Source organism: Kitasatospora sp. NPDC059973, assembly GCF_042737525.1.
Taxonomy (GTDB): domain Bacteria; phylum Actinomycetota; class Actinomycetes; order Streptomycetales; family Streptomycetaceae; genus Kitasatospora.
Window position 1 is genome coordinate 1 of record NZ_JBHWUI010000206.1, and the last position, 12789, is coordinate 12789.

General features: G+C 73.7%; 13 protein-coding genes and 1 tRNA gene. 5 read left to right on the forward strand and 9 right to left on the reverse strand.

The window, feature by feature from the left end; all coding sequences use genetic code 11:
• Positions 1-36 precede the first annotated feature (36 nt).
• The 4 genes from ACFWA9_RS34610 to ACFWA9_RS34625 all read right to left on the reverse strand — a co-directional run bounded on the left by ACFWA9_RS34610 (position 37) and on the right by ACFWA9_RS34625 (position 3877).
• Positions 37-110 (reverse strand) — tRNA-Met (locus tag ACFWA9_RS34610).
• Positions 111-256: 146 nt separating this feature from the next.
• The gene (locus ACFWA9_RS34615; RefSeq protein WP_380392713.1) at positions 257-1891 is read right to left on the reverse strand and encodes an ABC-F family ATP-binding cassette domain-containing protein; all 1635 of its coding nucleotides are present in this window, start codon (positions 1889-1891) and stop codon (positions 257-259) included.
• Between the two features lie 269 nt (positions 1892-2160).
• Positions 2161-2649, reverse strand: coding sequence for a TetR family transcriptional regulator (locus ACFWA9_RS34620; protein WP_329491987.1), 489 nt, complete (start codon positions 2647-2649; stop codon positions 2161-2163).
• Between the two features lie 166 nt (positions 2650-2815).
• Positions 2816-3877, reverse strand: a complete 1062-nt coding sequence (locus ACFWA9_RS34625) for an alpha/beta fold hydrolase (protein ID WP_380392715.1) — start codon at positions 3875-3877, stop codon at positions 2816-2818.
• Between the two features lie 353 nt (positions 3878-4230).
• Between ACFWA9_RS34625 and ACFWA9_RS34630 the strand changes: the two genes are divergently transcribed.
• A complete protein-coding gene (locus ACFWA9_RS34630) occupies positions 4231-5673 on the forward strand; it encodes an aldehyde dehydrogenase (protein WP_380392718.1) in 1443 nt (480 codons plus the stop codon).
• Between the two features lie 85 nt (positions 5674-5758).
• On the forward strand, positions 5759-6190 hold the full coding sequence (locus ACFWA9_RS34635; RefSeq protein ID WP_352286578.1) for a GNAT family N-acetyltransferase: 432 nt from the start codon (positions 5759-5761) through the stop codon (positions 6188-6190).
• A 70-nt stretch (positions 6191-6260) separates the two neighbouring features.
• Here the strand turns inward: ACFWA9_RS34635 and ACFWA9_RS34640 are convergent, their stop codons facing one another.
• On the reverse strand, positions 6261-7874 hold the full coding sequence (locus ACFWA9_RS34640) for an alpha/beta fold hydrolase (protein WP_380392721.1): 1614 nt from the start codon (positions 7872-7874) through the stop codon (positions 6261-6263).
• Positions 7875-7996: 122 nt separating this feature from the next.
• Complete coding sequence (locus tag ACFWA9_RS34645; RefSeq protein WP_380392724.1) at positions 7997-8920, reverse strand: GNAT family N-acetyltransferase; 924 nt, start codon at positions 8918-8920, stop codon at positions 7997-7999.
• Positions 8921-9044: 124 nt separating this feature from the next.
• Here ACFWA9_RS34645 and ACFWA9_RS34650 point away from each other — a divergent pair, with 124 nt between their 5' ends.
• Positions 9045-9236 (forward strand): hypothetical protein, encoded by a 192-nt coding sequence (locus ACFWA9_RS34650; RefSeq protein WP_380392727.1) that lies wholly within the window; start codon positions 9045-9047, stop codon positions 9234-9236.
• Positions 9237-9313: 77 nt separating this feature from the next.
• On the opposite strand, the gene ACFWA9_RS34655 is transcribed toward ACFWA9_RS34650, so the two are convergent.
• Positions 9314-10297, reverse strand: a complete 984-nt coding sequence (locus tag ACFWA9_RS34655; RefSeq protein WP_380392730.1) for a hypothetical protein — start codon at positions 10295-10297, stop codon at positions 9314-9316.
• 272 nt (positions 10298-10569) lie between these two features.
• Between ACFWA9_RS34655 and ACFWA9_RS34660 the strand changes: the two genes are divergently transcribed.
• On the forward strand, positions 10570-11301 hold the full coding sequence (locus ACFWA9_RS34660; RefSeq protein WP_380392732.1) for an SMP-30/gluconolactonase/LRE family protein: 732 nt from the start codon (positions 10570-10572) through the stop codon (positions 11299-11301).
• A 6-nt stretch (positions 11302-11307) separates the two neighbouring features.
• Here the strand turns inward: ACFWA9_RS34660 and ACFWA9_RS34665 are convergent, their stop codons facing one another.
• Both ACFWA9_RS34665 and ACFWA9_RS34670 read right to left on the reverse strand, forming a co-directional pair.
• Positions 11308-11598, reverse strand: a complete 291-nt coding sequence (locus tag ACFWA9_RS34665) for a DUF2695 domain-containing protein (protein WP_380392735.1) — start codon at positions 11596-11598, stop codon at positions 11308-11310.
• Between the two features lie 160 nt (positions 11599-11758).
• Positions 11759-12208, reverse strand: coding sequence for a MarR family transcriptional regulator (locus ACFWA9_RS34670; protein ID WP_359811730.1), 450 nt, complete (start codon positions 12206-12208; stop codon positions 11759-11761).
• A gap of 123 nt (positions 12209-12331) precedes the next feature.
• On the opposite strand from ACFWA9_RS34670, the gene ACFWA9_RS34675 reads away from it, so the two are divergent.
• Entirely contained in the window at positions 12332-12733 is a 402-nt protein-coding gene (locus ACFWA9_RS34675) for a nuclear transport factor 2 family protein (RefSeq protein ID WP_329485470.1), read from the forward strand.
• Positions 12734-12789 lie beyond the last annotated feature (56 nt).

Sequence of the window (12789 nt, forward strand, 5' to 3'; positions counted from 1 at the left end):
CGGCGCACACTGTGCGCCGACCCCGGGCCTTCGTCGTAGCGGGGACAGGATTTGAACCTGCGACCTCTGGGTTATGAGCCCAGCGAGCTACCGAGCTGCTCCACCCCGCGTCGGTGAACCCGACTGTACGCCATCACGGGGGCGAGGGCGAAATCAGGGGCAGCGACCGGGCGGGCCCGGCGCAGCCGTGCGGCCCGGGGGGCCTCGCGGGCCCGGCCGGCGCCGTCCCTCCGCGCCGGCCGGACCTGAACGGCGCTCACGCCTCGGGCGCGGCCACCTCCTCCAGCGTGCCGCCGGCCAGCCGCAGCCACCGGTCCACCCCGATGCCGGCCAGGAAGCGCTCGTCGTGGCTGACCACGACGAAGGCGCCCTGGTAGGAGGTGAGGGCGCTTTCGAGCTGTCCGACGCTCACCAGGTCGAGGTTGTTGGTCGGCTCGTCGAGGAGGAGCAACTGGGGCGCGGGGTCGCCGCACAGCACACAGGCCAGGGTGGCGCGCAGTCGCTCGCCGCCCGAGAGCACACCGACCGGGAGGTGGGCGCGGGCGCCGCGGAAGAGGAAGCGGGCGAGTACGTTCATCCGCTCGGGCGCCGGCAGCTCCGGTGCGGCCGCCGCGAAATTGTCCGCCACGCTGCGGTCCGGGTCCAACAGGTCCAGCCGCTGGGAGAGATAGGCGACCCGGCCGTCCGAGCGCCTGAGCCGTCCGCCGTCGGGGGCGAGGTCCCCGACCAGCAGGCGCAGGAGGGTGGTCTTGCCGGTTCCGTTCGGTCCGAGCAGGGCGATCCGCTCGGGCCCGCGGACGGTCAGATCGACGCCGCCACCAGCGAACAGGGGCGTGCCGCCGCGCAGCACCTGGAGGTTCTCGCCGACGAAGAGGTCGCGCCCGCTCGGCACCCGGGTGCCGGACAGGTCCAGGATCAGGCGCTGGTCGTCGCGCAGGGCGCGCTCGGCCTCGTCGAGCCGGGCCCTGGCCTCGCCGAGGCGGGCCGCGTGGACCTGGCCGGCGCGTCCTGCGGACTCCTGGGCGCCGCGCTTCATGGTCCCGGCGAAGATGCGGGGCAGACCGGCGCTCTTGAGGTTGCGGCCGGCGTTGCTCGCCCGGCGGTCGGCGCGCTCCCGGGCCTGCTGCAACTCCCGCTTCTCCCGCTTGAGTTCCTGTTCGGCGTTGCGGATGTTCTTGGCCGCGACCTCGCGCCCGGCCTCCGCGGCCTGCTCGTAGGCGGTGAAGTTGCCGCCGAACAGCCGCAGTTCGCCGGAGTCGAGCTCGGCGATCCGGTCCATCCGGTCGAGCAGCGCACGGTCGTGGCTGACCAGCAGCAGGCAGCCGGGGAAGTCCTCCAGGACGCCGTGGAGCCGGTGGCGGGCGGCGAGGTCGAGGTTGTTGGTGGGTTCGTCGAGCAGCAGCACGTCGGGCCGCTTGAGCAGTTGCGCCGCGAGGCCGAGCTGGACGATCTGGCCGCCGCTGAGGGTGTCCAGCCGTCGGTCCAGGTCGACGCCGGCCAGGCCGAGACGTTCGAGCTGGGCGAGGCTGCGCTCCTCGACGTCCCAGTCGTCGCCGATGGCGGTGAAGTGCTCCTCGGCCACGTCACCGGACTCCACCGCGTCGATGGCGCGGATCACCCCGGCGACGCCGAGGACGTCGGCGACCGCGAGGTCCGCCGTCAGCGGGAGGTCCTGCGGCAGGTAGCCGGGCGTGCCGCTGACGGTCAACGATCCTGCGGCGGGCGTCAGTTGACCGGCGATGAGCTTGAGCAGCGTGCTCTTGCCCGCGCCGTTGGGAGCGACCAGACCGGTGCGGCCGGTGCCGAGGGCGAAGGAGAGGTCGTGGAAGACGGGGGTGTCGTCGGGCCAGGAGAAGGAGAGCTGGGAGCAGACGATGGACGCATCGGACATGAGGACAACCCGGAGGATGGGCAGGCGGAGACACCTCGGCCTGCGAGCAGACAGGGGGAAGGGGAACGACGAACGAAGCCGTTGGCCCGGGGCACCGATGCCCGCCGACGGCTTCAGGACCGGGTCTCACCCGGAGATGTCGTCGTCACCCGCCATGTCTGCTCCACGCTTTCCGTCAGATGGGTTTTCCGCCGTCGAGCATAGCACCGTGTGTGGGCGATCGGTCGGGGCCGGCCGCAGGGGCGGGCCGCCGCGCCGGGCCGGGCGCGTCACGGCGCGCCGGCCCCCCGCAGCAGGGTGTCGACCACCAGGTCGGCCGCCGGTCCGGCGGCCAGGTCGGGCGCCTGACGTGTCACCAGGTGCACGAGCTGGGGCAGCAGGGCGGCGACCCAGCCCTCGGGGAGGCCGGGGCGCAGCAGCCCTTCGGTGACGGCGCGTCGGAGGAAGTCCCCGACCTCGGCGACGGAGCTGTCGCGGCGCCTGCGGGTCTCCTCGTCGGCGAGCATCCGGGCCAGGTCCACCGGCCAGGCGCGGTTGACCTCGATGACGTTCTCCACGTAGCGGTGCAGGGCCACGGCGACGGGGGCCTCGCGCAGGCGGGCGTCGGCGATGGCCCGCTCGACGGCGTCCAGGCGGGCGGAGTGGATCGCGGTGAGGAGTTCCTCGCGGGAGCTGAAGCGCCGGTAGACGGTCCGCCGGTCCACCCCCGCCTCGGCGGCGATGCTCGCGATGCTCGCGCCCGGGTCGGCGGCCAGCATCCGCGCTCCCGTCGTCAGGACGGCTTCGATGTTCCGCGCGGCGTCAGCTCTCACGGGGGGAGTCTAGCGGCGGTGTGCAGCTTCGGCTCGCAACCACCTCGTCACTGTGTCAGTAGTGCGGGTACCTGCGCCGGGAGGGGGCCGGTCCCCTCCCGGCGGCGCTCCGTCAGAAGTGGTCCACGTCCACGACGGCCTGGGCGAACGCGGTCGGCGCCTCCTGGGGCAGGTTGTGGCCGATGCCGCCGAGCGTCCGGTGCTCGTACTTCCCGGTGAACATGGCCCGGTACGAGGCGCCGTCGCCGGGAGCGGTGAACGGGTCCAGCGCGGGGTCGAGGGTGATCGTCGGCACCCCGATGGTCGGCTTCAGGGCCAGCCGGTCCTCGTAGCGGTCGTAGCGGCGCTCCCCGTCGGCGACGCTGAGCCGCCAGCGGTAGTTGTGGATCACGACCGCGGCGTAGTCGGGGTTCTCGAAGGCGGCCGCCGTGCGCTCGAAGGTCGCGTCGTCGAACTTCCAGGTGGGGGAGACCTGCTGCCAGACGAAGCGGGTCAGATCGTGGCGCAGGCCCTTGTCCTCCATGGCCTTCCTGCCGCGTTCGGTGGCGAAGTAGTACTGGTACCACCAGGTGTGCTCGCCCGCCGGTGCGATCGGGTCCAGCTGTGCCTGGCGGTTGGTGATGAGGTAGCCGCTCACCGACACCAGGGCCTTGACCCGTTCGGGCCACAGGGCCGCGAGGACGTCCCCGGTCCGGGACCCCCAGTCGAACCCGGCCACCACGGCGCGGTCGATCCGGAGGGTGTCCAGCAGGGCGATGACGTCCATCGCGATGGCGGCCTGCTGGCCGTTGCGGAAGGTCCGGGGCGACAGGAACCGGGTGGTGCCGTGTCCGCGCAGGTAGGGGACGATCACGCGGTACCCGAGGCCCGCCAGGAGCGGCGCGACGTCGACGTAGCTGTGGATGTCGTATGGCCAGCCGTGCAGGCAGAGCACGACCGGTCCGTGCGCCGGGCCGAGTTCGGCGTATCCCACGTTCAGCAGCCCGGCCTCGACCTGCTTCAGCCGCGGGAAGGACGTGTGCGTGCCCGGGGTGATCGTGGGCACGACCGGGGCCGCGCCGGGGCCGCCGGGGACGGGCGCGGCGTCGGCCGTGCCCGGCAGGGTGGCCATCGAGACCGCGGCCGCACCGGCACCCAGCCCCAGGGCCCTGTTGAAGCTACGCCTGTCGATCATGTTGAGCCTTCCGTGTGACGCGGATGTGTCCCCGGACGGGGCGGGTCTCCGTCCTGCCCGGCGCACCGCACTCTTCCGTTCCCGGCGGGCCGGCACATCAGTCAGTTGACGGTCGGGGCGGCGGCCGCGCCGTGCCCCTCCGGGCGTGTCCGGGCCCGCAGTCGAATGACTGATGCCGCGCGCCGACGCCGTGCGGAACCGTCGTGACGGGGCGAGGCCCCCGGTCCGCGCGGCATCGGACCTCGTCGGTCGGACGGACCGCCGGCACCGCACCACCGACAAATGTCGCGACATCGAGTTGCATCAGCAAGTAAGTGCTACTGTCGAGTGACATATAGCGAAGGAGTGGAAGCGTGATCGTCTATGACCGGCTCTTCATCGCAGGCGCCTGGACCGAGCCGAGCGAGGCCGCCCTGCTCGACATCCGGTCCCCGCACGACCGGACGGTGATCGGCCGCGCCGCACAGGCCCGGCGGGCGGACGTCGACCGTGCGGTGGCGGCGGCCCGGGCCGCGTTCGCCGAGGGCACCTGGCGCGACACCTCGCCGCTGGAGCGCGTGGCGGTGCTGCGGCGCTTCAACGCGCTGCGCGAGCGGCAGGCGGAGCGGATCGCTGCCCTGATCGCCGCCGAGAACGGGTCCGCGGGCTGGTTCACCCGGGCCGGCCAGCCGGGCCTGACCCGCCAGGCCAACGCCTACCTGAAGGCGGCGGAGGAGTTCGGGTGGGAGGAGACCCTGCCGCCCTCCGACCCGGCCTCGCCGGTGCGGAGCGTGGTCCGTCGTGAGGCCGTTGGCGTGGTGGCCGCCGTGATCCCGTGGAACTCGCCCTTCTCCTCCGCGACCACGAAGATCATCCCGGCGCTGCTCGCCGGCAACTCGGTGGTCCTGAAGGTCTCGCCGGAGAACTCGCTCAGCATGGGCCTCCTCGCCGACCTGCTGGCCCAGGTGGGGCTGCCCGCCGGGGTGATCAGCGTGCTGCCCGCCGACCGCGAGACCAGCGAGTACCTGGTCTCCCACCCCGAGGTCGACAAGATCGCCTTCACCGGCTCGACCCCGGCCGGCCGGCGGATCGCCGCGATCGCGGGTGAGCAGCTCAAGCGGGTCAGCCTGGAGCTGGGCGGCAAGTCCGCGGCCGTCATCCTGGCCGACGCCGACATCCACCGGGCGGTGCAGGGGCTGAAGTTCTCCTCCCTGCTCAACAACGGCGAGTCCTGCATCGCCCAGACCCGCGTCCTGGCCCCGCGCAGCCGCTACGAGGAGGTGGTCGCGGAACTCAAGGCGCTCGTCGAGTCCCTGAAGGTCGGTGACCCGGCGGACCCGGACACCTTCATCGGACCGATGATCCGCCCCGACCAGCAGGAGCGCGTCCGCCGGTACATCGCGATCGGCATCGAGGAGGGCGCCCGCCTCGTCACCGGCGGCCCCGAGGTCCCGGCGGGGCTGGAGGGCGGCAACTACGTGACCCCCACCCTCTTCGCCGAGGTGGACAACGCCATGCGCATCGCCCAGGAGGAGATCTTCGGCCCCGTCCTGGTGGTCATCCCCTACGAGGACGAGGACGACGCCGTCCGCATCGCCAACGACTCCGAGTACGGCCTGTCGGGCGGCGTCTGGTCCGCCGACGAGGAGCACGCCCTGGCGGTCGCCCGCCGGATCCGGACCGGCACGGTGACCGTGAACGGGGCCGGTGTCGGCTTCGACGGCCCCTTCGGCGGCTTCAAGGCCAGCGGCATCGGCCGCGAGTTCGGCGCCGTCGGCCTCGGCACCTACACCGAGTACAAGACCATCACCCTCTGACGCGCGCCCGCGCGGCGGTGGCCGGACGCCCGGCCACCGGGCCCGCACCTGGAACGGTGGGGGCCCGGCCTGGTTGGATTCCGGTATGACGAATGACCTCTCCGACGGCTACGAGATCTCGACGGACCCGGCGCGCCTCGATGCCGAACTGATCCACCGGTGGCTGTCCCAGGACGCCTACTGGGCACGCGGCCGCCCCCGGGAGAAGCAGGACACCGCGATCGCCGCCTCCCTCAACTTCGGCGTCTACGACCGGGCTGCGGGTACCCAGCTCGGCTACGCGCGGGTGGTCACCGACCGGACCACCTTCGCCTGGCTCTGCGACGTGTACATCGAGCCCTCGGCCCGTGGCAGGGGGCTCGGCACGGCCCTGGCCGCCGCCGTCCGCGACCACCTCGCCCCCTACGGGCTGCGCCGCGTCATGCTGGCCACGGCGGACGCCCACGAGGTCTACGCCAAGGCCGGCTTCGTGCCGATGGAGAAGCCGGAGAAGTGGATGGTCCTCGGCGAGGAGTGAGAGCGCCGCGGGGCGGGGAGCACCCACAAGGCTCCGGCCGTCCCGGGGCGGGGACGGCCGGAGCGGCGCGCTACTTCGCGCAGGTCCGGTCGCCCTTCGGCAGCCGGCCCCCCGCCAGATAGGCGTTGACCGTGTCGTCCACGCAGGCGTTGCCGTACATGCCGTACAGCCCATGCCGGTTGGCGCCCTCCAGGGTCAGCAGCCGGGAGGCGGGCAGCAGGCCGTGCAGCGCGACGCTGTCCCGGTAGGTGGTGCGCGGGTCGCCGGTGGCGGCGACTATCAGCACCTCGGCGTCGCGCCGCACCTCGGTGCGGGCCTCGCGCGGGCGGTCCCAGAAGGCACACGGGTTGATGTTGTTGACCAGCGGGCCGAACAGCGGGTGCTCGGCCCGGCTGCGCTCGATCTCCCGCCAGTACGCCTCGGGGTTGCGCGGTGCCGGGGCGTCCGCGCACAGGATCGCCTGCTGGGAGCTGCCGGTGGGCGACGCCTCTTCGCTGAACGCGAACCGGAGGACGGCGGTGAAGGCCGCCGACGGCAGGGCCGGCCGCCCCGCCGCCGCCTCGCCGAGCACCGCGACCTGCTCGGCCAGGTTCGCGCGTGCGGCGTCGGTGTCGTCCGCGAGTCCGGCGAAGACCAGGAGCGGTACCCGGGTGTCGTCCAGTCGGAAGGTGTCGGCGCCGCTGCCGACGGTCAGCGGGGCCCGCGCCGACGCCTCGACGAGCCGCCGGATGCCCGCCGTCACCTCCTCGGCGGTCCGCCCGAGCCGGTAGGTGTCGTGGCGGCCCGCCGCCCAGGCCGCCCAGTCGGCGAGCGCCTGCTCGTTCTCCGCCAGCAGGCGGGGGAGCATCACCGGCCCGTAGGAGCGCGGGTCGAGCGCCCCGTCGAGGACCACCCGGTCGTAGCGGCCGGGGAACATCTGGGTGTAGACCGTGCCCAGGTACGTCCCGTACGAGACCCCCAGGTAGGAGATCCTCCGCTCGCCGAGCGCGCCGCGGATCACGTCCATGTCGCGGGCCGTGTTGCGCGTGCTGGCGTGCGGCAGCAGCGGTCCGGCCGCCGCCCGGCACTTGGCGGCGAGGTCCTTCTGGAGAACGACCTGCCGGTCGAAGCTCGCCCGGCCGAGCCCGGCCGAGACGAGGTTGGTGCCGATCGGCCAGCCGCAGTCCAGCGGGGTGCTGCGGCCGACGAAGCGCGGGTCCATGCCGATGATGTCGTAGCGGCCGGCGGTCTCCTTGAGCGCCGTGTGGACGCGCGGCGGGGTCCCGAGGGTCTCACCGCCCGGGCCGCCGTCGTTGAGCAGCAGCGGACCGATCCGGTGGCGGGTGTCGGTGGCCTTGATCCGGGAGATCGCGACGGTGATCGTACGGCCCCGGGGGTCGCCGTAGTCGAGCGGCACGGTGACGTCGGCGCAGGTCGCGCCCGCCTCCTCCAGGCCCGCGCCGACCTGGTCGTCCGGGCCCTGGACGCAACTGCGCCAGTCGAGGGGCTGGTGGTAGTAGCGCTCCAGGCCCCGGGGGGTGGAGGCGGCGCTGTCGGCGGAGGCGGACGCCGCCCCGGCGGCGGGGGCGGTCACGGCGGACGCCACCGTCAGGCAGGCGGCGAAGGCGAGGCCCGCCGCCGTGGCCCGGCGGGCGACCGGCCGTGCCACGGCGGCCGGACCGAAGGGAAGCTGATGAGCTGTCATGTGACCAACGCTAGGAACCTGGCGGCCGAAGATCACGGCAGCACGCCCCCGGACCCGCCCGGGGGACAGCCCCCGCCGCCGCCTTCCCTTTCGGGCAGGAGCACCGGCCGTCGGCCGCCCGGTCAGGAGTCCCGGCGGAGGCGGGTGACCATGGTCAGCGCGTCCTCGCCCTCGCGCGGGTCGTGCACGCGGAAGCCCTCGCGCTCGTACAGCCGGAGGGCGGGGTTGTCCCGCTCGACGCTCAGCGAGACGCGGTCGACGCCGGCCTCGGCGGCGGTCCGCAGCAGACGCCTGATCAGCAGGGTTCCGATGCCCCGGCCACGCTGGGCGGCGGTGATGCCGATGCTCAGCTCCGGCACGGCCGGGTCGACGAAGCCGTAGCCGGGGTCCTCCGCCGGGAGGTGCCGCAGCCACGCGGCGCCGACCGGGAGCGGCTGCCACCCGGTGGCCTCCCCGGTCGAGAGGGCCACGATGCCCAGGTCGCCCCGACCGGGCCAGCCGTCCACATAGTGGGCGTTGCGCGGGTCGGAGAGCACCGCCTCGCGCGAGACATCCCGGCCGGGTGCCCAGTTGACGGCGGCGACCACGAGGGCGCGGAGGAACTCGGCGTCGTCGGCGAGCGCGAACCGCGTGTGGATGTCGGACGGGCCCCCGTCGGGGTAGATCTCGTCCTCCCTGCCTTCGGGGGCGATCTGCCGCAGCCTCGGGCCGTGGAACATCCACACCCGGAAGTAGGACTGCTCCTGGTCCATCACGAACAGCTGCACCAACTCCGGGTGGACCCACGGGACGCGCTCGACATGGGCGACGAGTCCGGCGAGGTCCGCGTGGTTGAGCGCGCCGGCGAAGACCTCGCACTCCGGGTACTTGCCGCCGCCCCAGCGCGTGTCGCTCCCGGTCGTCTCGTTCAGCGACCCGACCCGCCCGACGGCGCCCGGTTCGTAGCCGCGTCGCGGGGCGGACGTCCGCAACCACTGGCTCAGCGCTTCGACGGCCGGCCGGTCGGTGAACTCGACGGAGATCATGATGTTGGCCACGTGACTCACGCCGGAAGTCAACACCACCACTGATCGACCTGCCACCGAGTTCCCGCGCGGTGGGGCACCGCCGACGGTCGGGCGGTCTCCGACCCCGGCGCGGCGGCAGCGGTCCCTGCGGGATGCTCCGCACATGCGGGTGCTGCTCGACGGGCGCCGCGCCCGTCTCCCGGATGCTGCCGCACTCCGACGTCCGTACTCCGACTTCCAGGTCGGACCGGACCGGTCGGTGTTCGTCGAGGCGGGCGATCGGCTCTCGTACGAGGAGGGCGACATCGTGTCACCCGCCCCGGCGGTGGGCGGCAGCTACCGGATCTGCCGCTGAACCGTTCGCGGCCCCGCGCCGGGAGGACCGGCTCGCGCCGCGTGCCCGCCTGTGGGGCACAGGGTGACCGGCGGCGCTCAGCCCGGCTGTTGGGCGTCCTCGCTCTGCGACACCCGCAGGCGCTCGGCCGCCTCCTGGAGGGCTTCGCGGGCCTTGGCGGCCCGGTCGTCGGCGGTGCGCGCCGCGTCCTCGGCGGATCGCGCCTGCTTCGCGGCGCGCGTGAGGCGCTCCCGGGCGAGGGCTTCGCGGTCCTGCGCCTCGGCGAGCGCGGCCCTGGCCTGCCCGGCTTCGGTCTCCGCCCGTCGGCGGGCCGACTCCGCCTCGTCGAGGGCCCGAGCGGCGTCCGCGGCCCGGGCATCGGCCGTGTCCGCGGCCCGTTCCGCGCCGGCCAAGGCCTTGCGGGCCTGTTCCTGTTCGCGCCGGCGCCGCCGTTCGGCCGCGGCCTGTGCCTTCGTGGGGCGCGAGTCGCGCGCCGACACGGGGGACGTTTCGGCGGCCTTCTTCGTCGCGGCCCCGGTCCCCGGCTTCCGGCTCCCCGGCTTCCCGGCGCCCGGCTTCCCGCTGTCCGGCTTCCCGGCGCCCGGCCACAGCACCGGGTCCAGCGGAGCCGTCAGCCGCCCCGCCGCGAGGGCGCGGGCGGCGTCCGGGTCCGCCAGCGCGGCGCCCAGCGTCCGGTCCACCTCGGCGACGGCGTCGGCGCCGAGCGGGTGGCCGGCCTCCGCCGCGTCGCGCTCGGCCTGCCCGGTCAGCGCCCGCACCAGCTGCCGCCGCTGCTCGGTGAGCGTGCGCAACTGCTCCCCGGCGAGGTGCTCCTGGGCGTCGCGCAGTGCCTGCCCGAGGTCCAGCAGCTGCCCGACCAGGTCGCCGTGCCGGTGGGCGAGGAGGTTGGCGGCCCAGGCGGCCTGGGTGGGGCGGCGCAGCGCACGGACCTGCTGGGCGAGCTGCGGGTCGGTCTTCTTCAGGGCGTCCGCGTGCCGGTTCCGGGCCGCCGTGAAGTCCTGCGGGGCGAGGGTGTGGAGCTCGTCCGCGATCGCGTCGAAGTCGGGTTCGTTGCCGGCCATCGTTCGGGACCCTACGGGCGCGGGCCGCTCCGGCCCGGTACGACTCGCCCGGTCGGGCCCGGTCGACACCGCCGGCCGCCGGCCGGGTCGTCGGGAGTGGACCCGGGCGCGGCGGGCCTCCTCGCCCGGGTCCGCTCCCTCCCAGGACCATCCCGTGCCGCCAGGCCGGCCGTCGGGGCTCAGCGCTCCGGTCGGTCGGCCGCCCCTGGCGCGGTGGGCGAGGCGGGGCCGAGCGGGGGGAGTCCCCTGCGTGCGCGATGCACCGCCCTGCGATGACCCCACCCCACCGCCCGGCGCCACACGACTGGCAACCCACCACCCCCGACCGCCACCAACTCGCCGAAGCCGCACGCTGGCACGACGACCGGCTGCACTACGTCAACCTGCTCCGCGGCACCCTCCACAGCTGCCACTCCGACCACCCCCGCCCCAGACTCGAACAAGACCTTTACCTGCCCCTGGGGGCGGCTGCTCACCTCACGGGCCGCCCCGCCCAGTGGATCGCCGCCACCGGCACCGGCATCGCCCTGCTGCGCCCCGGCAGGCAGCCGACATGGCTGGCCAAGGTGGCGGCGGGCCGGGAACGCTCGCTACGCAGGAACGACGGGGCCTGCGACCCGGCGGGCGGCTTCTGGGCGACCAGCATGGCCGTGGACGTCGCGCCCGGCGCCGGCGCGCTCCACCGGATCGACCGGGACGGCTCGGCCCCCCGGTGCAGAAGGCGAGAGTCGAGCACCTCTACGCGATCGCCGACGGCGAGGTCATACCCGAGGAAGGCGAGCCCGAAGTCATCTTCTGCATGGACGAGTTCGGGCCGCTCAACCTCCAGCCCCACCCCGGCAGGCAGTGGGCCGAGCGCGGCGGCCGGCACAAGGACCCGCCACATCAAGAAGACCAAGAACCGCACCAAGTTCCTGGAGTTCCGCCGCTGCATCATCTGGCGGAACAAGCACGCCACCGACGAACGCCTACGCGAGGTCGTCACCAGGGCGAACGTCGCCTGAGCGGCATCAGACCCGTTCGTCTGGATCCACGTTCGCGAGCACCTCGCAGTCGCAACCGCCGCCATCGGCCAGCAGGCCCGCTTCCAGCTCGGACCACGCCACTGAACTGGAGTCGGCCCAGGACCGGGAGTGCCTCAGCGTGTGATCACATCCGGTCTCCGCGAGACGCTCTTCGACGTGATCGAGGAGGTCGTCGAGCTGTTCACGGTCGATGCCGAGCAGGTTCCACTCATCACGCTTGCGCTCTGCCTTGTAGGCGTCGCGAAGGATCCGCCGTCGTTCCCTCTCCGAAGACATCTGCGCAACTCGTTTCTCATCAGACCAGCTGGAGCCCCAACCCTAAGGCCGTCGACACCAGAGCCCCTAGCCGGGACGAAATCACGATGTCGTCCTCTGAACAGGGCGAAGGTTGTCCTGATGCGGCACTGTCCGTGCCCCGGCCGGTGCCCCGGCCGCGTCACTCCGGTCGGAGCAGGCTGCCCGTGACGAAGCGGTGGAAGCCGCGGGCGAAGGCCCGGGCCTCGTCGGCGGGCCAGTCGGCCAGCGAGGCCTCGATGTGGGCGGCGAGGCGCTCGCGCGTGGTCCGGATGACGCGTTCTCCGGCGTCGGTGAGGGTCAGCAGCGTCGCGCGCCCGTCGTCGGGGTCGGGGACGCGGCGCAGCAGGCCGGCCTCTTCGAGGCGGCTGGCGCGGCGGGTGACGCCCGAGCGGTCGAGGCCGATCTCCTCGGCGAGTCTGGCGGCGCTGCACGGCCCGGTGCGGGCGAGCGCGCTGAGGACGGGGTAGGTGACGGCGTCCAGCGCCCCGTCCAGGCCGCTGGTCAGGAGCTCGTAGAGGTGCGTGCGGGAGCTGCGTCGGAGGACGACGGCAAGTGCGTCGGCGATCTCGTGTCCCACGTCGTTCGGCATGCGTCCAAGAATAGCGTGCGCAACGCACGCACCATGGGGTACTGTTCAGATGCGTGCTCGACGCACGCAAAGTTTCGTCACTCCGACGCTCACGCGTCACTCCGACGCCCAAGGGGACCCGTCATGACCACCGCCACGCGGACCGACATCGCCACCGCGCTCACCGACCTGCTCTTCACCCCCGGGCTCGACCTGGCCGAGGCCGTCGACCGGCACTTCGCCCCGGACTACCGCCAGCGCACCGACGGCAGCTGGGCGGACCGGGCGGAGTTCACCGCCCACATCGCCCACCTGCGCGAGGTCGTCGCGAGCGGCCGCGTCGAGGTCCTCGACGAGCTGGTCCAGGGGGACCGCTACGCCGACCGCCACGTGGTCGACGTCACCAAGACCGACGGCTCCACCGTGCGCATGGAGGTGTACGTGTTCGCCGAGTTCGCCCCCGACGGCCGGTTCCGCCGCCTGGAGGAGACCACCCTGATGCTCCGGGGCGGCGAGGAGGACCGCGACCTCGGCAGCGCCCGCTGACCGACGACGGCCCGGCCCCGCCCTTCCGCCCCGCCCCGCCGAGCGCGGCGGGGCGG